The following is a 19,122-nucleotide window of genomic DNA, read 5'->3' as shown; positions in this document are numbered from 1 at the left end:
AATAATTATTCAAATTATAAATAACTCATATAAGAAAAATAGTTACTGAAGAACTGTGAATATCCACAATAGAAAAAAAATAATCAGCTTTCTAAAGTATAAAAGAGAGTTTCAAAAATACGGGCTAAAGAAAGTTCGTAGTTATGAACTTATTTTACATTGGTTGAGTAATCGTCTTAGTCGAAATCAATTTTTAATTCTTGCCGGTATTTTAGTGGGATGCACGTCTGGTTTAGCAGGAGTTTTACTTAAAAGTATTGTTCATAAAATTCATTATTGGATAGTAACTAAAGTCCACTTTGAAGACCAAATTTTCTTTTATGTTGTTTTTCCTTTTTTAGGAATTGTTCTCACAACTATTATTGTTATTACTCTTTTTAAAGGTAATGATAGAAAAGGTCTTGGAGAAGTTTTAAATGAAATTGCCCAAAAATCCAGTATAATTTCTTCCGTAAAAATGTATTCTCAAATAATACAAAGTGCAGTTACTGTTGGTTTAGGAGGTTCTGCAGGTTTAGAAAGTCCAATTGCAGTTACAGGTGCGGCAATTGGTTCCAACTTCGCTCAAACTTATAGATTAGGTTATAAAGAAAGAACTTTGCTTTTAGCGGCAGGTGCATCTGCGGGAATTGCTTCTGCATTTAATGCACCAATTGCAGGAATAATGTTTGCGTTTGAAATTTTATTAACTGGCGTTGTATTTTCAGATTTTATTCCACTTGTTGTAGCTGCAGTTTGTGGCAGTTTACTTTCCCGTATTTTATTGCAAGAAGATGTTTTATTTAGATTTTACACACGTCAATCTTTTGATTATCACAATATTCCTTACTATTTAATTTTAGGAGTTGTATCTGGTTTTTATGCGAGATATTTTGTTTTAATTTATCACAAAACAGAACACGTTATAAATAGTTTTAAATTATCTCGTTTAAGAAAAGCAATGATTGGCGGTGCCGCTTTATCACTTTTATGTGTTTTACTTCCCCCACTTTTTGGTGAAGGATATGATACTTTAAAAACTTTAACCAATGGAGATACTTCTGGAATTATTGAGCATAGTTTTTTCGGTTATTTAGATTTGGGAAGTTGGACGGTTATTATTTTTTTAGCCTTAGTTTGTATTTTAAAAGCTTTCGCAACTTCGATTACTATTTTTAGTGGTGGAAATGGTGGGAATTTCGCACCCTCACTTTTTGCAGGTGGGACTTTTGGATTTTTATTCGCAATGGTTTGCAAACAATTTGGTTTAATTGACGTTCCCATAAGTAATTTAGTTCTTGCGGGAATGGCAGCTGTTATGAGTGGCGTTTTATATGCGCCTTTGACGGCTATTTTTCTTATTGCAGAATCCAGCCAAGGTTACGATTTATTTATTCCTTTAATGATAGTTTCTGTAATTTCTTATCTTATGGCAAAATGGTTTTCTGCGGTTAATCCTGATTATAAACCAATGATAGATCAAGGAAAAATATTTTCTAATGAATACGATAATAATTTAATTTACACTTTACAATTAAGAGATTATATAGACCGAAAATCTCAAACAATTGAAGCAGATGCGCCAATTTCAGATTTTTTTGAATTAATAAAAAATGGTAAAAAAAATATTTTCGCTGTAATTGACAAAGAAAAATTTTTACAAGGCGTTCTTACAATGGATGATATTAGACCTTATTTGTTTAATAAAGATCAAGAACTTCCCGCAAATATTCATCAAATAATGCAAGCTGCACCAGCTGTTGTTCATTTTACTGATAATGCAGTTGCAATTCTTAAAACATTTGACGATACCGGCGCATGGCATTTACCTGTAATAGATGAAAATGATAAATTTATTGGATTTATTTCAAAATCAAAAATCCTGACTGGTTACAGACAACTTTTAAAAGATTATTCTTAGTATAATCTTAAATCTATTTCATATCTTTAAAATAAATTTTATTTTAATAAAACAAAAAATCCTCAGAAAAATTCTGAGGATTTTTGCGATCCGGACGGGACTCGAACCCGCGACCTCCGCCGTGACAGGGCGGCATTCTAACCAGCTGAACTACCGGATCAAATATTAAAAGTATTACCCTTTATTTGATGACTGCAAAAGTACACAATTCTCACAAATCTGCAAATAAAAAATAAAAAAAATGCTCCCCAATATTGGAAAGCATTCATTATCAAGCTTATTATTTTTATAAATGTGCTTGTAGTTTTTCAGCTATCACCTCTTTTGGAGAGACTCCAACCAATTTATCTACTACCTCTCCATTTTTGAAAATTAAAACGGTAGGTATATTTCTAATTCCGTAATCCATAGAAATTTGTTGATTATTATCTACATCTACTTTTCCTACGATTGCTTTTCCTTCAAAATCATTTGCGATTTCTTCTACAATTGGACCCAACATTCTGCACGGACCGCACCAAGCTGCCCAGAAATCTACCAAAACTGGTTTGTCTGAATTTAATACTGTCTCTTGAAATGATTTGTCTGTTATTTCGATTGCCATCTTATTTTTTTTTAATTATTATAATACAAATTTAGTCAAATTTTAATAGAAATTTGCCTTTGATATCTATTCTAACTATTAATTTTTTCTATTTGATGTGATGCCGAAATTTTTTCCAAAATATCTACAAAATGATTGATTTCACCTTTTGTAGTTGTGTGACAAAAGGAAATTCTTAATGGTGTGCCGTTTTCCATTTCTTCTTCTCCCAGAACCATCATCATCACCATAGAAGGTTTTGAAGCACCAGAAGAACACGCACTTCCTTGCGAAATTGCAATTCCTTCCATGTCTAATTTTAATCCAATCATTGGATCTTTGTAAGGTAAAAGAGCGCTTAAAACAGTGTAAAGACTTCTATCTTCTTCTGCACTTCTTCCATTAAATTTTATTCCCGGAATGGATTTTTTTAGTTTAGAAATGGTATAATTTTTAACATCTTGGATATGAGTCTTGTAAGTTTCTAAATTATCCATTGCAATTTCCATTGCTTTACCTAAACCTACAATTCCAACAACATTTTCAGTTCCTGCACGAAGTGATCTTTCTTGTGGACCGCCTGTAATAATACCTTTTAAGCCAGAAGATTTTCTCACAAAAGCAAAACCACTTCCTTTTGGTCCGTGGAATTTATGTGCACTGCAAGAAGCAAAATCTAAATGTATTTTAGAAAAATCTAAATCTAAATGCGCAATACTTTGAACAGTATCGGAATGAAAAAGAGCATTATGTTTTTTACAAATTTCTGCAGTTTTTTCAATATCTAATAGATTTCCAATTTCATTATTAGCATGCATTAAACTTACCAGAGTTTTTTTATCAGATTTTGATAAAGCTTCTTCTAATTGATTTAAATCTATATCTCCTTTTTTATTTGGTCTTAAATAAACCACTTCTACACCGAATAATTTTTTGAGTTCTAAGGTACTTTCTGCAACACATTTATGCTCTAAAGGCGAAGTAATAATTCTCTGAACTCCCAAATGATGAACACAAGATTTCAAAATCATATTATTTGATTCTGTGCCACAACTGGTGAAAATAATTTCAGCGGGAGTAACTTTTAAATAATTTGCAGCATCACGACGAACTTTTTCTATCAAAGCTTTCGCTTCTTGTCCGATACTGTGAATGGAAGAAGGATTTCCATAATTAATTTTCATTACATCTACCATTGCATCAATCACTTCGGGTGAAAGCGCAGTTGTAGCTGCATTGTCTAAATAAATTTTATCCATTTTAAGGGACTTATTTTTAAAAATTTGAATACTATTAAGTTGAAAATTTAGTGGAAAAAAATCAACGCTCTAAGTTAAGAATAATAATTACGGAGATAATATTTTTAATGAAAAAATTTGTAATGCCCTTCATTAGCGTATTTTAAAAGTGCTTTGTCTCCTGAAGTATCACCAAATGCAATACTCTTATCAAACTTTTTATCTCCCAAAATTTGTTTGATACGCTTCACTTTTTCTTTCCCGTTACAATTTGGTCCTTTAAAATGACCTGTAAAAACGCCATTTTTAAATTCTGTTTCTGTAGCAATTAAATTCATTTCAAATTTCTCCGCAAATGGTTTTACCCAAATATCTAAAGAAGCTGTTACAATATAACTTTCAGATTGTGTTCTATCAATATTTTGAATAAAATCTAAAGCATTTTCTCGGATTAAATTGGGATAATTTTTTTCAAAAAATTCATTTGCTTTTTCTTTTAAAAAGTTTTCGGTTTTACCTTTTAAAACCGAAGAAATAAAATGTCTTTTTACTTTTTCAGCTTTTGCTAATTTTAATTTTAACATTATAAAAAGCGGAACGTGAAGTAAGAATTTAGCAGAAAATCGGTTTAAATCACAGAAGCGCAAAAACATAAACATCGTGTCATGCTTTGTAAGTGTGCCATCAAAATCGAAAAAATAAACTTTTGTCATTATAGTTTTAATTTCTTAAAAATAAATTCTGGAATATTTTTTATTATTGTCATTATCAAAAACCAAATCGGTAAAACATAAGCGACATCTTTTTTACTTTTATAGGCTTTGTAAATACAATCTGCGGCTTGTTTTGGCGTCGCCGTTAATTTTGGATTTAATGGCAAACCTTCCGTCATTTTTGTAGCCATAAAACCAGGTTTCACTGTTAAAACATGAACTTTTTTATCAAATAAATAATTTCTTAATCCACTAAGATAAGCCGTCATTCCTGCTTTAGCGCTTCCATAAATGAAATTACTTTGTCTTCCTCTTTCTCCGGCAACTGATGATAGAACGATTAAAGTTCCACTTCTTTTGGTTTCCATTTTTTGGGCAAAATAATTTAAAACTGGAACTAATTTCGCGTAATTGATATCAATAATTTTCTCAGTGTTTTTTAAATTGTACAAACCTTTTTCTGAGTCTTCACCAAGAAAACCAGTTGCACAAAAAAGTAAATTAGAATTGATATAATCAAGTTGATTAAAATCTATTTTTTTTTCTAAATCTAAATGGACGATTTCTGCGTGTTGCAAATATTTTACGTCTAAATGTTTAATAAATCTTTCGGTAATTTCTGGGTTTGAAGTGAGTAAATAAATAACCGGAAATCTCTCACCTTCAGTTAAAACCTTTTCTATAAAAGCTTGTGCAATTTCAGAATTAGAGCCTAAAACTATCATATTTTCTAATTAATTGTTTTTAATCCGTTTTTGCTGAAGAGAATTAAACTTGGGATTTCGAGTATTTTGAAGATAATCTGTTAATGAAGATTTACTCATACTGTCTTTTGCAAGGTAAATTCTACCGCCAAAATCTTCCACAATTTCATCCAATTTTTGAACTAACTTTTTTAATTTTTTATTCACTTTAAAATCTAAAGCCAAAGTGTAACCTTCCATCGGAAAAGAGTTGTAAGCTTCTGGATTTCCTTTTCCAAAAAGTTTTAAAACTGCTAAAAAAGAACCGTTCCCACTTTTAGAGATAGTTTCAAGAATTTTACGCATTCCTTCTTTTCCATTTTCTTTTGGAATTACCATTTGATATTGGATAAATCCATCTTTTCCGTAGATTTTATTCCAATCATTTATGGCGTCTAAAGGGTAAAAAAATGTTTCGTAATCTATAATGTTTTTTAAAAATTTTGATCGCTGTTTGGCGTAAAAAAAGTAATTAAAAATCTTTACACTTAAATTATTTAAAACAAATCCTGGGAAATAAAATGGAATTGTAGGAGAAAATTTTCTTTTAATTTCTAATGGTTTTTGAGATAATTTTTGTGGCAATTCACTCAAAAGAGCGTGTTCACCGCGCATCAAAATTGAACGACCTATATTTTTACCTTTCTGCAAACAATCAATCCAGGCAACGGTATAAGTCCAATTCTTACTTTCTTCAAATAAATTAAAAATTTCGTCTAAGTTCTCTGCTTTAATATTTTCTTGACGAATATAGGAAGTTTCTATTTTTTTTAATTGAATTTTTGCTTTTAGAATGATTCCCGTAAGTCCCATTCCACCGATAGTTGACCAGAATAATTCTTGATTTTCTGTGCGAGAACAATTTAAAATTTCAGCACGCTCATTCATTAAAGTAAATTCCAAAACGAATTCACAAAAAGAACCTTCAAAATGATGATTTTTTCCGTGAATATTGGAAGCAATTGCACCACCAATTGTAACAAATTTCGTTCCCGGAGTGACGTATAAAAAGTAAGATTGTGGGACAGAAATTTCTAAAATATCGGATAATAAAACGCCAGATTCACATTCTAAAACTCCATTAATTCTATCAAAAGAGATAAATTTATTTAATTTTTTAGTAGAAAAAATATGTTCTGCTAAAGCTGAGTCTCCATAACAACGACCATTTCCACGTGCAATAATTTCATTGTTTTTTGTAATGTAATTTTTTATTTGCGAATAAGATTCTTCAGATTTAATTTCTTTTTCTACAATCGGAAAATTCCCCCAATTAGAAACTTTTTGTACATAATTCTTCGTCATTATTTTAAAAATTGTTGATCGTAAACTAAAATAAGAAAACTAAAAAGCCAAAGCAAAATAGTAATTTGAATATATCGATCTTTATAAACAATCTTTGTAGGTGATTCGGTTTTATTGTAAACCAATGTTTGCTGTAAATATCTTAAAAATGCAAATACAACGAATATTACGGTATAAAATACCTTTATGCCAAAACGTGTCTGAACTTCTTGCGTGAGAGTAAACATTAAATAAGAAACTATTGCTAAAGTAACGGAAATGGAAAGCGCAATATCTGCAAACTGAACGTTGTATCCATCTAATGCTTTTCTTGTTCTGCCAGAAATTTGTGCATTAATTAATTCACCTCTTCTTTTGCCAATTGCTAAAACCAATGCTAAAACAAAAGTCAATAGAATTGCCCATTGCGAAATATAAATTCCTGTAATGTAACCTCCCGCTAAAACCCGCAACACAAAGCCAATGGAAATAATACAAACATCTACTATTGCAACATGTTTTAGTTTATAAGTATAAACAAGATTCATTACAAAATAAAAGAGAATGATAACACAGAATTTCCAAATACTTTGCTTAAAATAATAATATCCAAAATATTTGAGCGATATATCTAAAATTATTAGAAATGCTAAGATAAAAAGCGCTTGTTTTTTAGAAATTATTCCACTTGCTAAAGGTCTGTTTTTTTTCTGTGGATGTTTTTTATCTTGATTAATATCATTATAATCATTAATAATATAAATAGAACTTGCGGCAAGAGAAAAAATAATAAATGCAAAAATACTTTTTTGTAGTAAATTTCCATTCATTATATTTCCAGAGAAAAAAAGCGGCACAAAAACGAATAAGTTTTTCACCCATTGCTCAACACGCAACAACTTTAGATATTTCACCATTTCATAAAAATAAAAAAGCAAAAATACTGATTTAAAAATAAAAAAACTGCCGAAGCAGTTTCTTTATTTAATTATAAATTTTTAATTAATTACCTTGTTTTGCGTCTTTTATCATCGCATCATTCGCAGTAATCGCAAATTCTACACGTCTATTTTGTGCTCTTCCTGCATCGGTATCATTTGTTGCAATAGGATCCATTTCACCTCTTCCCATTGTGACCATTCTTGAACTTGAAATTCCTTTCATTACTAAATAACTTTTTACAGCATCTGCTCTTTTTTGAGATAAAGTCATATTGTATGAAGGTGCTCCTTTACTGTCTGTATATCCAAAAATATTAATATTTGTATCTGGATTATTTGCAAGAACAGTGGATAATTTATCTAAATTTGCTTGCGCAGTTGTAGTTAAATTAGAAGAATCAAAATTAAAATTAACTGTATTTTCTCCTAAAGTAATTTTAATACCGTCTCCCACTCTTTCTACTTCTGCTCCTGGTAAAGTTTCTTTAATTTCTTTGGCTTGTTTATCCATTTTTTTACCTATAACATTTCCGGCAACGCCTCCTATAACGCCTCCTAAAACCGCCCCGAGTGCAGTATTTTTACCATTTCCAATATTATTTCCTAAAACACCTCCAATTACTGCACCTGCTGTTGTACCAATTACAGTTCCTCTTTGCTGATTATTAGAATTCTTCACGGCTTCACAACCAGTTAAAAACATAGTACTTGATAAAAAAAGTGCAGCGATATTTGTTTTGTTAAATAGTTTCATAATTTTATTTTTTAATAATTTTTAATTTAATTTATTGCTTATTTCATTCCAGTTCTTTGAAAATTATAAGTCACCTTCACAGTTTGACCTTCAAATGGAATGTTTTGTTGCAAACTAAATTGATCTGTCGCTTGATTTACAATATCTAAAGAATAGCCAGAAACTACATTTTTAGCTTTTACGCCATCTTGCATTTTTTTAAACATAAATTGATTGCTATTTGTATAATCAATTTTAATCGGTTGATTTAAACTTGGACATTCTCCGCCACCTTTTAAAGTATATGCACCAGAATAATTGTTTGGAATAAATCTCCAATGACTTCCAATGAAACAAGACGCATCTGCATTTTCATCAAAAGGTTTTATTTTAAAAGATTTATCATAGTCTATACTGGTAATTTCCCAATCACCTTTCATTTTGAGGAACTCTGCACGTTGTGTTTGTGCAGTTTTTGCATTTTGAACGGTTGAACATGAAGTAACGGCAAATAAACCGATAATTCCTGTGAGTAATAATTTTTTCATTGTTTAATTTTTTATTTATCATATGATTAAAAAACCGTGCCAAAAAAAATCAATTAAAAAAAATGTCCGGCGCATTGCCGAACATTTTTTTTTATTTTCTATGTTTTACTTTTTTATTTCTTTTTTTAGTTGGTGCTTTTTTATTTAATGTTTTCACAGGATTCTTTTTATAAAAATGGTCATAAGCATAAACTGCAGCCTTATACAAATCAATAACACCACCTGAAACAGAAATTTTATTAAACGTTTCATTTGGTGCATCTGAAATATCTGCATTTGCAGTAGATTTATTAACTGTCTTTTCTAAAGATTCTATTATTTGAGCTGGAGTAAGATTTGGCATGTAAGCTAATAAAACAGCAGCAGCTCCTGCAACAACGGGAGAAGCCATGGAAGTTCCTTGTAAATATTGGTATTTATTTCCTGCAACTGAAGAATAAATTTGTTCACCGGGAGCGAAAACATCTACCATTTTTCCATTGTAATTAGAAAAACTAGCTCTTAGATGTGCATCATCATTTGTGCTTGCACCGACTGTAATTACATTATTTAAAAAAGGTTTTGCATCTGTCACTTTTTTAAAGTTAGTAGGAAAATTATCATCTTTTTCTAAATCTGCATTATCATTTCCTGCAGCATGAACTAAAAGAACTCCTTTATCTTGTGCATATTTAAATGCTTCCCAAACTTTTTGTTTTCCAGGTGAAACTGATTTGCCAAAACTCATATTTACTATTTTTGCGCCATTATTCACAGCGTAGTAAATTCCATTCGCAATATCTTTATCTCGCTCATCACCATCTGGAACCGCTCTAATTGTCATAATTTTCGCTACTTTACTTGCAACGCCATACTGAATTTCGTCACCGTTTGGTAAACCTGCAATTATTCCTGCAACGTGAGTTCCGTGTAACGCATCTGGACCTTCATAATGGTTATTTCCGTAATATTTTTCATTAATATTAGAATAATCATCGCCCACAATTGAACGTGGATCGAAATCTAAATTATATTGTTTTGTTGCTTGTGGTTCATAATAATCTAAGGCTTCTTTCATTTGATCTGATAAGAATTTTTGCACTTCTTCTGGAGATTTCCCTGCAACAGCGGGATCTTGAGCAACTCGAGACAAAATTTGTAAATTTTTTGCATCTTCTTGAGTGGTCGGTTTTATCGCTGCAAGATTTTCAGCAATTAAATTTTTTCCATTTAAAAGCGCAACCATTGAAGGAATAGATTTATTTAAATTATTATAAAATTCATAATTCTGTTTTGCCTCTATACTTTTCTTTGTGTATAAATCTTTAGATTTCATATACATTGCAAATTCTTCAGGCATTTTTGCTTGGTTTGCTTTATTCGTTGCTGTATCTGGACCTTCAAAGATATCTTTATATTGGCGGATTACACGCGTCACTTCTAAATTATCTACTCCTACATCTCCATCTTTTCCTCCAATAAAATTCCAACCGTGAACGTCGTCGATATAACCGTTTTTATCATCATCAATTCCATTTCCGGGAATCTCATTTGGATTAGTCCAAAGATTATTTTTTAATGCAGGATGATCAATTTGAACGCCGCTATCTAAAACTGCAACAGTTACCGTTTTTGGTTTTAGTCCTTTGGAATTTAAAAATTTATAAGCATTTTGCGTATTTACACCATAAACATTTGTAGTTGCAAAATCTTTGTGATACCAAGTCATTAGATCTTTATCTTTCATCGGATCTAATGTTGTGGTTGCGCTTTGTGCAAAACCTAAAAATCCGCTAAGAAATAATGCGGATATAAAAAACTTTTTCATATTATAATTTGTTGTATGATTTTTTTAAATAAATTAAACTTTCTGGCCCAAGATTAAATAATAAATCGCAAACCGACAAATCTTGTATAAAACCAAATTTTTCTCCGAAAGTTTGATAATAATTTTCAAATGTTTCGGTAGACTCTTTTTTGGCCGAAAAACTTTGACGCAAATCTAATGCCGAAGATTCAGTTTTATAAGATTCTGAAAATTGAAATTTTTTGTCAATTTTTAAAAGTTGAATTAAAATTTCTAAAGCTTTTAAATTAAAATCAAAAAGAAATTTTTCTTTTTTTTCATAAATTTTTGCAAAACGGTCTTCATAAAATTCAAAATAAGGTGAACTTTGATAAGCTGTTTTAATCGATTTCCAATGTTGTTTTTGCCAATTTTCTGCGTAAGAAATTTCAGTATTTTTATAAAGTCTATTTCCGGTATGATTGATTGGAATTACCAAAGTTAGTTTTCCGTTTGCGCCATAAATATTGGTTCTATTGCGGAAAGTTTGCTTTGGGAAATTCTCAAATTTTTCTATAATTACTTCTGTATTATTTTCTAAATATTGAATAAACCAAGAAATGTTTGGTAAGTAAAATAAAGGTAAAATTTGGTCTTTCAAAATAAACTGATTTTTTTAAACCACAAAAGTAACAAAAGTTTTAATGCTCTAAAGTTAAAATTATTACGTTTTAAAGTGAGAAAAATATTTATTACAACCCAAAATATTTAAAGCAAAGAAAGATTTTATCAAAGTGAAAAGTAAAATTTAACTTCTTTTACCAAAAAATGAAATATCTAATAAAATATTATTTTGTCTAGCCCCGATTGCAGCGACATCCTTTTGTGATGAGGAACGAAGAGCAAAAGATAGAGCGGAAAGCGGGAAAAAGCTTCTAAAAAAAATTAAAATTTTATTCTTCGGTTTTCTTTTTTCCAAATAATTTTACAAAATATTCCCAACCAAAAAAGAGAATTAAAATAAACGCCGCAATCCACCAATAGGAGGTTTTGTTTGCTTCACCTGTATTAGTAGCTTTGAACATTCTGTCCCATCGCACTTTAAATGGCGCTTGAAACATAGAGCCAGAATCTTTGAAAACGCCTTGCAAACTAAGCCAAGTAAACATCGGTTTTCCGACGATATTTTCTTCTGGAACGAAACCGAAAAAACGCGCATCTAAAGACGCATCTCGGTTATCTCCCATCATCATATAATAATTTTGTTTTATGGTATAGTTTTTAGTTTCTTTTCCATTTATAAAAATTTTTCCGTTTTTATTTTCTAAATGATTGTGTTCATATTCAGAAATAATCCATCGGTATTCTGGTAAATTTTCTTGATTTAAAGTAACAACATCGCCCTTTTTTGGAATTCTTAATGGACCGTAAAAATCTGCATTCCATTTTCTATTGATTGGAAAAATAGATTGTGTTGTGTCAATCTTTTTTTGAAAATCATCTTTATAAGCAATCCCAGATTCATTTTTATCTGTAATTTCTTCTTGGAGTGAAATTATTTTATCAAAATTTTTAATTTCTTTTGCGCGTTCATCCGTTAATTGCATGCGGTAAATTGCATTGCTCGGATTTAAATTATATTGATCTTTGTGAATAGCAAAATATTGTGATTGTGGACTTATTTGATTTACAGGAATAAATTCCATTTTTTTATAAATATCCTCAAAATTTAATTCACTACTTGCTTGAACAATGAATGCATGTTGCTCTTGTTGATCTCCAAGAATTTCTTCTGGTTTATTATTTACATATAATCTTCCCGCTTTCATTTCTAAAACATCGCCGGAAACAGCAACACAACGTTTTACATACGGATCTTTTCTGTCGATCGCGGTATGAACAGAATCTTGCGGATAATTGAAAACTACGATGTCATTTCGCTTAACTTTTTCCCAACCTGGAAGTCTTAAATAGGGTAATTTCACTGCATCTACATAAGATTTGGGATCGTTTTTCGGATTTCCATCTCCTTGTGGATCGTAAATTGTTCCTTGTAAAAATGGAAGCGCCAAAGGACGCATCGGCATTCTGAAACCGTAATTTAATTTATTTACGAATAGAAAATCTCCAACTAATAACGTTCTTTCCATTGAACCTGTCGGAATTCCAAAAGGTTGCGTTACAAAAGTGTGAATAATAGTTGCAAATACAATAGCAAAAGTAATGGAACCAACAAATGTTTCTTTTTTTTGTTCGTTTTTTTCAGCTTCAGTTAAATATAAATCATTCTCGGTTTCAACTTCTGAATCTTTGGAATAATTGACAACTGCCAAATAAATAAAAGGTAGAAAAATGGTCATTAATTTTTGAAAAAAAGAAGATTTACCAAAATGTTTCATCAAAAACAAATGAAAAACCGTCATCATAATTGGACCTACAATTGGTAAATACGCCATCAAAAACCACCATTTCGGATGTTTGGTTTCTTTTAAAATCAAGAAATAATTATAGAAAGGTATAAATGCAAAAACAGGATTTAATCCCATTTTCTTAAATAATTTCCAAGTAGAAACGCCCATCAGTATTGATAAAATGAGAACGTAAAAAGAATATTTTAAAATATAATCCATAAAAAGTTTGGTTTGCCTTTTTGGCTGTGGTTAATTAGTTTAGAATTGAATAAGAAAGTTACATTTTTAAGTTTTAATTTATCTCCAAAACATCTTTCATACTGAAATTTCCTTCCTTTCCGAGAATCCATTCTGCAGCGACAATTGCACCTAATGCAAAACCATTTCTATTAAATGCTGTGTGTTTTATTTCAATTTCATCAACTTCAGATTTATAAAAAACACTGTGCGTTCCGGGAACTTTATCTTCTCTTATTGCAAAAATACCTAAATTTTTATTTTCAGTTTCATCTAATTTCCAAGCTTCAAATTTAGAATTTTTAATGATTCCTTCCGCCAAAGTAATCGCCGTTCCACTTGGTGCATCTTTTTTTTCAGTATGGTGAATTTCTTCTATTTGACAAGAATAATCTTCAAAAGGTTTCATCATTTCTGCTAATTTTTCATTTAAAGCAAAAAATAAATTCACGCCTAAACTGAAATTACTTCCATATAAAAAAGCGGTGTTATTTTCAACAGCAATTTTTTCTATTTCTGATTTTTTTGTGAGCCAACCCGTTGTTCCACAAACCACAGGAATTTTTTGTTCTAAACAAAATTTAATATTTTCAAAAGCTACTTCTGGATTAGAAAATTCTATCACCACATCTGGAGAATTTAGATTTTCAATATTTGGACTTTCATTTAAAGTTGCCACAATTGAATGGCCTTTTTTAATCGCCAATTCTTCAATTATTTTTCCCATTTTACCGTATCCGACGAGTGCTATTTTCATATTAATTGAGATGTGAGATTTGAGATTTTAATTGTGAGTCTTGATTTTATTGATAGAAATTAATATTTGCATTTTTTTAATTTTAAAATCTAAAATTAAGTGCAAGTCCTGCTTTTGTAGTTTGCAAACCAAAGCCATCATTAATAATGGTAGGAGAAATTGCCAAATCAGGATCATGTCTTCCTTCATACAAATGCGCATCTACAACTGCATCTACAATATTTAAAATATAAATTAAACCGGTAATTGCAATTGCGTAATCTCTCTGCCTTTTCGCAGAATCTTGTGCGTTTCCTAAAACATTTTTATCAATTCCTGGAATATTAGAAAATTCGTGAGGTTGTCCATTAAGTTCCGCTACGAAAGCGTTTCTGTATCTTTTATATTGTTTATCATTATAAAAAGTAATTCCTAAACCAGTCCCAATTGCGCCCCAAACAATAGGAATTTTCCAATATTTTTTATTATAAAATTGTCCTAAACCAGGCAAAACTGCGGAATATAATCCTGCTTTTGTAGGGTTAAATTTTGGTTTTATAGCTTTAGAATTCGCTTCCTTTATATCTTCGAAAACTTGAACATCAGATTTTGTTGAAGATGAAAGTGCCGAAATTGAATCTTTCGGTTTGTAATCTGTACGAATTGTATCATTCGGATTTGTTTGTGAAAATCCCAAAGAATAAATTACCAAGAAAATAATTAAGAAAATCTTCTTCATTTAATGAATATGTGCAAGAATTTGTTCCAATTCTTGTTCGTTTTTAAAATCTAAAACTATCTTTCCTTTTTTACCATTTGCGGAAGATTTTATCTCCACTTTTACATCTAAAATATCAGAAATATTTTTCTCTGCTTTTTTTAAATGATTGGGTAAATTTGAAATATTTTTCGTTTTAACTTGTGGTTTTTTTAGTTTTTGAACTTCTTGTTCCGCTTGACGAACATTTAGTTTTTGAGAAATTATTTTTTTAAATAAAACATTTTGCAACTCTTCATCCTCTAAACTAATGATTGCTCTTCCGTGTCCTGCAGAAATTTCGCTACTTCTAATTGCATCTTGAACAACAGGACTTAAACGTAATAATCTAATAGAATTGGTAATTGTACTTCTCTCCTTTCCAACTCTTTGGCTCAAATTTTCTTGAGTTAATCCAATCTCCTCTAATAATCTTTGGTAAGTTAAAGCAACTTCAATGGCGTCTAAATCTTCACGTTGAATATTTTCAACCAAAGCCATTTCTAATAATTCTTGGTCATTTACCAATCTTATGTAAGCCGGAACGCTTTTTAAACCTGCAATTTTAGAGGCACGAAATCTTCTTTCACCAGAAATAATTTCAAATTTTTCGCCATCTTTTCTTAAAGTTATGGGTTGAATTACACCTAAAGATTTTATGGATTGTGCTAAATCATTTAGTGCTTTTTCATCAAAATAAGTTCGTGGTTGCGTTGCATTTGGATAAATATCTTCCAATGAAACTTCCACAATATTTCCCACTAATTTTTCTGCGCCTATATCTGTTGCATTATTTATAGAACCTTTAGATTCAGCGCTCAAAATCGCACCTAAACCACGTCCCATTGCTCTTTTCTTATCTTTCATATTTTATTTTAAAGATCAAAAATCTAAAAATCAATTTAATTAATGATTAACTAAATTTTCATTTTTAATTAAAACTTCTTCTGCTAATTGCAAATATTGAATTGCACCTTTGCTTTCTGCATCGTACATTAATATACTTTCTCCAAAACTTGGCGCTTCACTTAATCTTACATTTCTATTAATAATGGTATCAAAAACCATTTCCGGAAAATGAGTTTTAACTTCTTCTACCACTTGATTTGAAAGTCTTAATCTACTATCAAACATGGTTAAAAGTAAACCTTCAATATCCAAATCTTTATTATGAATATTTTGTACGTTTTTAATGGTATTTAATAATTTCCCCAAACCTTCTAAAGCGAAATATTCACATTGAATGGGTATTATTACAGAATCAGCGGCTGTTAAAGCGTTGATTGTTATTAAACCTAAACTCGGCGCACAATCTATAATAATATAATCGTAATTATTTAAAATTGGTTTTAAAGATTCTTTAAGTCTGTATTCTCTTTTGTGACGATCAACTAACTCAATTTCGGCAGCAACCAAATCAATGTGAGAAGGAATAATATCTAAATTTGGTGAACTTGTTTTTTGGATACAGTTCACGGCTTCTTCAGAATTTTCTAATAAATTATAAGTGCTAAATTTCACTTCTTCAATTCCCAAACCTGATGTTGCATTAGCTTGTGGATCTGCATCTATAATTAAAATTCTTTTTTCTAAAACGCCCAAAGCAGCTGCTAAATTAACAGCTGTAGTTGTTTTACCAACACCGCCCTTTTGGTTTGCAATCCCAATAATTTTCGCCATAGTATTTAAATAATTATCAAAAATACATTTTTTTTAAATCTGAAACCCGACGATAAACTTATAAAATAGTTAAACATTTGTTAATTAACCGATTAACCATAAAAAAAATTATCCACAAAAAAATAATTTCTGTGGATAACTTTTTATAAAATAGATTTTTTATTCAAATTTCATTGTCACTGGAAAACTGAAATAACTTCTAACATTTTCACCATTCAATTTTGCAGGAGACCATTTTCCTTTTATTGATTTTAAAGATTTCACCGCTTCTTGGTTAAAATCTTTATTATCGCCATTTGCTTTTATATCGGAGATTGTCCCATCTTTTTCCACAATAAAAGTAAGTGTTGTTCTCATAACATTATCAGTTCCTTCAAAATCTGAAGAATCAAAATTTTGAATCATTCCATTTCTAAATCCATCAATTCCCTTAGAAAATTTGGCTTCTACATCTACTTTTGTTGCAGGAGAATTGTCAATTTGTTTTGGAACAACTGGTGCAATTACAGGTGGAGCAATATTTATCGGGGGTGTAAAATGCGTTGCAGGAGGTCCGGAAATAGTTTCGGTTCCAATATTTGTTCCTTCTGTTTTTTTCAAAGAAGTTGCCGGCGTTTCTTTTATGGGATTCGCTCTTGGAGTTGGAATTTCCAATTTGGTTGTCGCCACAATCGGCGAAACTGGTTTAACTGTTACAACTGGTGGAATTACTTCTGGATTTACAACATCAACTAAAATATATGGATCAGTAAATTTTGGTGGTGCAACTACTTCACTTTTAAAACTATTGATGATAAAAGGAGTGACAGAAATTGCAGCAAATATAAATACGCCAACAAATAAGGATTTTGTAAGAATTTGATCCGATTCGTGACGAAGATTATAAGCACCGTAATCTCTATTGCGAGACTGGAAAAGAATTTCATCTAATTGAAACTCTTGATTGGAGAGAAAATTTTTCATCTGTAAAAATTAAAAAGGTTAGTAAATAAATTTTAAAGATTATCAGTTTTTATTATTATAAGATCTTACTCGAAGTTTATTTCAACAATTGAGCCAAATATTTATAAAATATTTAACTATTTTTAAAATTTAGTATGACACCCATAATAATACTATGATTTTTAGGCAACTTAAAATTTATATTGATTATTTTTCCATTAATTTTTAAGATTTATTTTATTTAAATTTGAAAAAAATAATTATAAATGGAAAAAATAGATGCCTTAAATCAAGTGGCAGAATTTCATAAAACCTTTAATGCTCCAATTTTAGATACACCGCAAATTCCTTCTAAACAAAGATGCGATCTAAGAGTGGAGTTACTTCAAGAAGAATTAAATGAATTAAAAGACGCAATCGCTCAAAATGATTTAGTAGAAATTGCAGATGCATTGTGTGATTTGCAATATGTACTTTCTGGCGCAGTTTTAGAATTCGGAATGGGAGAAAAATTTGTGGAATTATTTAATGAAGTTCAACGTAGCAATATGTCAAAAGCTTGTGCCAATCAACAAGAAGCAGATGATACTATTGAATTTTACAAAGAAAAAGGTCAAGAAGGATATTCAGAAAAATCTGGCGACAAAATAAATGTTCATAGAACTTCTGATAATAAAGTTTTAAAAAATAAATATTATTCTCCTGCAGATTTAAAATCAATTTTAAATAAATAAAATGAAAAATATAAATAAAGTGCTTCTATTCGGTGGATTTCTTTTTTTAGCTTTACAATCTTGCCAATCTAGAAAAGTGGTTGTAAACCGAGAAGTGGACACACAAAATGACGGTAAAATGCTTTTGGGAAATCAAACTTTAACTCAATTTCAAAAAGAACCTTACAATACTTGGTATAAAGATGAACACGATAATTACACTTTTGATGAATCTTCAATAAACGAATTAAAAAAAGAGAAAATTGGCTCTTACAAAATAACAATTTTCCTTGGGACTTGGTGCGGCGACAGTCATCGTGACTTTCCCAGATTTATTAAAATTATAGAAGAACTAAAATATCCTTTGCAAAAATTAACAATTATTGCAGTAAATAGAAAAAAGGAAGCGCCAAATGGTGAAGAAGGAAAATATAATATTCAAAAAGTGCCTACTTTTATTATTTCAAAATATGGCAAAGAAATTGGTAGAATTGTGGAGTCACCAAAATCGGGTTGGCTAGAAAAGGATTTATTAGAAATTCTAAAAAAAGATAATACTTCTTTAAAAGATTTATTTAAAAAATGATAAGAAACAGAAAATATTTAATTTCATTTATAATTGGAGCAATAACAATGTTGCTCCTTTTTTTCATTTGGCGCAAAATCTCTGGGAAAACTGATGATAAAGTGGAAACTGATTTTTATATAATTACCAATCAAATTCGCAAAATGAATAAATTGGTGGTGATGGAACAAGATTTTTCTAGTATGCAAAAAACAAAAATTTCTTCACAATTAGTCGGTGGATTTTTACCACCAAGTGAAAAAGAAATTATCACTTTCACCAAAACCAATGCACAGGTTTCTTATAATTTAAATAAGATGAAATTAGAAGTGGATAGTTTGGGTAAGAAATTAATTATAAAAGAATTACCAAATGCAGAAATAAAAATTACGCCAAGTGTAGAAATCCAATCTTTAGATGATTCTTTCTTTAACCGATTTGATGAAAAAGACTTAAAAAAAATCACCAATTCTGCAAAAGAAAATGCCATAAAAACGGTAAATCAAAACAGACTTCGAAACGAAGGAAGAGTGCAATTATTAAAAAATTTAGATCAAATTTTTGTTTTGGCAAAAGCTTTGAACTACAAAATAGAAGACCAAACAGGAACTCTAGATACCTCAAAATTATAAT

Annotated in this window: 20 protein-coding genes and 1 tRNA gene; 4 read left to right on the top strand and 17 right to left on the bottom strand. The window is 30.0% G+C overall.

Annotation, left to right across the window (positions count from 1 at the left end; genetic code table 11):
* The first annotated feature begins 214 nt into the window (after positions 1-214).
* Entirely contained in the window at positions 215-1,900 is a 1,686-nt protein-coding gene (locus ACN0WB_RS10365) for a chloride channel protein (RefSeq protein ID WP_417431477.1), read from the top strand.
* Positions 1,901-1,986: 86 nt separating this feature from the next.
* Here ACN0WB_RS10365 and ACN0WB_RS10360 read toward each other — a convergent pair.
* The 17 genes from ACN0WB_RS10360 to ACN0WB_RS10280 form a co-directional block, all read right to left on the bottom strand.
* Positions 1,987-2,060 (bottom strand) — tRNA-Asp (locus tag ACN0WB_RS10360).
* Between the two features lie 126 nt (positions 2,061-2,186).
* Positions 2,187-2,504, bottom strand: coding sequence for a thioredoxin (gene trxA / locus ACN0WB_RS10355; protein WP_417431475.1), 318 nt, complete (start codon positions 2,502-2,504; stop codon positions 2,187-2,189).
* A gap of 71 nt (positions 2,505-2,575) precedes the next feature.
* The gene (locus ACN0WB_RS10350; protein ID WP_417431473.1) at positions 2,576-3,742 is read right to left on the bottom strand and encodes a cysteine desulfurase family protein; all 1,167 of its coding nucleotides are present in this window, start codon (positions 3,740-3,742) and stop codon (positions 2,576-2,578) included.
* A gap of 104 nt (positions 3,743-3,846) precedes the next feature.
* Positions 3,847-4,434 carry an HAD-IB family hydrolase gene (locus ACN0WB_RS10345; RefSeq protein ID WP_417431471.1) on the bottom strand — a complete coding sequence of 196 codons (588 nt, stop codon included), beginning with the start codon at positions 4,432-4,434 and terminating at the stop codon, positions 3,847-3,849.
* The gene (locus tag ACN0WB_RS10340) at positions 4,434-5,159 is read right to left on the bottom strand and encodes an SDR family NAD(P)-dependent oxidoreductase (protein WP_417431469.1); all 726 of its coding nucleotides are present in this window, start codon (positions 5,157-5,159) and stop codon (positions 4,434-4,436) included. Before ACN0WB_RS10340 ends, ACN0WB_RS10345 begins: the two co-directional genes overlap by 1 nt.
* A 9-nt stretch (positions 5,160-5,168) precedes the next feature.
* Positions 5,169-6,482 (bottom strand): FAD-binding protein, encoded by a 1,314-nt coding sequence (locus ACN0WB_RS10335; RefSeq protein ID WP_417431467.1) that lies wholly within the window; start codon positions 6,480-6,482, stop codon positions 5,169-5,171.
* The gene (locus ACN0WB_RS10330; protein ID WP_417431518.1) at positions 6,482-7,378 is read right to left on the bottom strand and encodes a decaprenyl-phosphate phosphoribosyltransferase; all 897 of its coding nucleotides are present in this window, start codon (positions 7,376-7,378) and stop codon (positions 6,482-6,484) included. The genes ACN0WB_RS10335 and ACN0WB_RS10330 overlap by 1 nt, the downstream gene beginning before the upstream one ends.
* Before the next feature lie 85 nt (positions 7,379-7,463).
* A complete protein-coding gene (locus tag ACN0WB_RS10325) occupies positions 7,464-8,156 on the bottom strand; it encodes an OmpA family protein (protein ID WP_417431465.1) in 693 nt (230 codons plus the stop codon).
* Positions 8,157-8,194: 38 nt separating this feature from the next.
* Positions 8,195-8,683, bottom strand: a complete 489-nt coding sequence (locus tag ACN0WB_RS10320) for a hypothetical protein (protein WP_417431463.1) — start codon at positions 8,681-8,683, stop codon at positions 8,195-8,197.
* A 91-nt stretch (positions 8,684-8,774) separates the two neighbouring features.
* Positions 8,775-10,490, bottom strand: coding sequence for a S8 family serine peptidase (locus tag ACN0WB_RS10315; protein WP_417431461.1), 1,716 nt, complete (start codon positions 10,488-10,490; stop codon positions 8,775-8,777).
* A gap of 1 nt (position 10,491) precedes the next feature.
* Positions 10,492-11,109: a WbqC family protein gene (locus ACN0WB_RS10310; RefSeq protein ID WP_417431459.1), complete on the bottom strand. Its 618-nt coding sequence runs from the start codon at positions 11,107-11,109 to the stop codon at positions 10,492-10,494.
* 292 nt (positions 11,110-11,401) lie between these two features.
* Complete coding sequence (lepB, locus tag ACN0WB_RS10305; protein ID WP_417431458.1) at positions 11,402-13,078, bottom strand: signal peptidase I; 1,677 nt, start codon at positions 13,076-13,078, stop codon at positions 11,402-11,404.
* Between the two features lie 73 nt (positions 13,079-13,151).
* Positions 13,152-13,853, bottom strand: a complete 702-nt coding sequence (gene dapB / locus ACN0WB_RS10300) for a 4-hydroxy-tetrahydrodipicolinate reductase (RefSeq protein WP_417431456.1) — start codon at positions 13,851-13,853, stop codon at positions 13,152-13,154.
* An 82-nt stretch (positions 13,854-13,935) separates the two neighbouring features.
* Positions 13,936-14,571, bottom strand: a complete 636-nt coding sequence (locus ACN0WB_RS10295; RefSeq protein WP_417431454.1) for a DUF5683 domain-containing protein — start codon at positions 14,569-14,571, stop codon at positions 13,936-13,938.
* Entirely contained in the window at positions 14,572-15,456 is an 885-nt protein-coding gene (locus ACN0WB_RS10290) for a ParB/RepB/Spo0J family partition protein (RefSeq protein ID WP_417431452.1), read from the bottom strand.
* 39 nt (positions 15,457-15,495) lie between these two features.
* On the bottom strand, positions 15,496-16,269 hold the full coding sequence (locus tag ACN0WB_RS10285) for a ParA family protein (protein WP_417431450.1): 774 nt from the start codon (positions 16,267-16,269) through the stop codon (positions 15,496-15,498).
* A gap of 159 nt (positions 16,270-16,428) precedes the next feature.
* On the bottom strand, positions 16,429-17,232 hold the full coding sequence (locus ACN0WB_RS10280) for an energy transducer TonB (protein ID WP_417431448.1): 804 nt from the start codon (positions 17,230-17,232) through the stop codon (positions 16,429-16,431).
* 245 nt (positions 17,233-17,477) lie between these two features.
* Here ACN0WB_RS10280 and ACN0WB_RS10275 point away from each other — a divergent pair, with 245 nt between their 5' ends.
* Genes ACN0WB_RS10275 through ACN0WB_RS10265 form a run of 3 tightly spaced genes read left to right on the top strand, consistent with a single transcriptional unit; the run spans position 17,478 to position 19,121 of the window.
* Positions 17,478-17,945 (top strand): hypothetical protein, encoded by a 468-nt coding sequence (locus ACN0WB_RS10275; RefSeq protein ID WP_417431446.1) that lies wholly within the window; start codon positions 17,478-17,480, stop codon positions 17,943-17,945.
* A gap of 1 nt (position 17,946) precedes the next feature.
* The gene (locus tag ACN0WB_RS10270; protein ID WP_417431444.1) at positions 17,947-18,510 is read left to right on the top strand and encodes a TlpA family protein disulfide reductase; all 564 of its coding nucleotides are present in this window, start codon (positions 17,947-17,949) and stop codon (positions 18,508-18,510) included.
* Positions 18,510-19,121 carry a DUF4230 domain-containing protein gene (locus ACN0WB_RS10265; protein ID WP_417431516.1) on the top strand — a complete coding sequence of 204 codons (612 nt, stop codon included), beginning with the start codon at positions 18,510-18,512 and terminating at the stop codon, positions 19,119-19,121. The genes ACN0WB_RS10270 and ACN0WB_RS10265 overlap by 1 nt, the downstream gene beginning before the upstream one ends.
* Position 19,122 lies beyond the last annotated feature (1 nt).

Origin of the sequence: Halpernia sp., from assembly GCF_048269545.1 — a bacterium.
Classification (GTDB): Bacteria; Bacteroidota; Bacteroidia; order Flavobacteriales; family Weeksellaceae; genus Halpernia.
This window is presented reverse-complemented; position numbering and strand designations above follow the sequence as displayed.

Coding starts and splice junctions, on each gene's coding strand:
- ACN0WB_RS10315 (WP_417431461.1), bottom strand. CDS start 10,490: ATGAAAAAGTTTTTTATATCCGCATTATTTCTTAGCGGATTTTTAGGT.
- ACN0WB_RS10295 (WP_417431454.1), bottom strand. CDS start 14,571: ATGAAGAAGATTTTCTTAATTATTTTCTTGGTAATTTATTCTTTGGGA.
- ACN0WB_RS10270 (WP_417431444.1), top strand. CDS start 17,947: ATGAAAAATATAAATAAAGTGCTTCTATTCGGTGGATTTCTTTTTTTA.
- dapB (WP_417431456.1), bottom strand. CDS start 13,853: ATGAAAATAGCACTCGTCGGATACGGTAAAATGGGAAAAATAATTGAA.
- ACN0WB_RS10340 (WP_417431469.1), bottom strand. CDS start 5,159: ATGATAGTTTTAGGCTCTAATTCTGAAATTGCACAAGCTTTTATAGAA.
- ACN0WB_RS10320 (WP_417431463.1), bottom strand. CDS start 8,683: ATGAAAAAATTATTACTCACAGGAATTATCGGTTTATTTGCCGTTACT.
- lepB (WP_417431458.1), bottom strand. CDS start 13,078: ATGGATTATATTTTAAAATATTCTTTTTACGTTCTCATTTTATCAATA.
- ACN0WB_RS10275 (WP_417431446.1), top strand. CDS start 17,478: ATGGAAAAAATAGATGCCTTAAATCAAGTGGCAGAATTTCATAAAACC.
- ACN0WB_RS10345 (WP_417431471.1), bottom strand. CDS start 4,434: ATGACAAAAGTTTATTTTTTCGATTTTGATGGCACACTTACAAAGCAT.
- ACN0WB_RS10285 (WP_417431450.1), bottom strand. CDS start 16,269: ATGGCGAAAATTATTGGGATTGCAAACCAAAAGGGCGGTGTTGGTAAA.
- ACN0WB_RS10350 (WP_417431473.1), bottom strand. CDS start 3,742: ATGGATAAAATTTATTTAGACAATGCAGCTACAACTGCGCTTTCACCC.
- ACN0WB_RS10335 (WP_417431467.1), bottom strand. CDS start 6,482: ATGACGAAGAATTATGTACAAAAAGTTTCTAATTGGGGGAATTTTCCG.
- trxA (WP_417431475.1), bottom strand. CDS start 2,504: ATGGCAATCGAAATAACAGACAAATCATTTCAAGAGACAGTATTAAAT.
- ACN0WB_RS10280 (WP_417431448.1), bottom strand. CDS start 17,232: ATGAAAAATTTTCTCTCCAATCAAGAGTTTCAATTAGATGAAATTCTT.
- ACN0WB_RS10325 (WP_417431465.1), bottom strand. CDS start 8,156: ATGAAACTATTTAACAAAACAAATATCGCTGCACTTTTTTTATCAAGT.
- ACN0WB_RS10290 (WP_417431452.1), bottom strand. CDS start 15,456: ATGAAAGATAAGAAAAGAGCAATGGGACGTGGTTTAGGTGCGATTTTG.
- ACN0WB_RS10330 (WP_417431518.1), bottom strand. CDS start 7,378: ATGGTGAAATATCTAAAGTTGTTGCGTGTTGAGCAATGGGTGAAAAAC.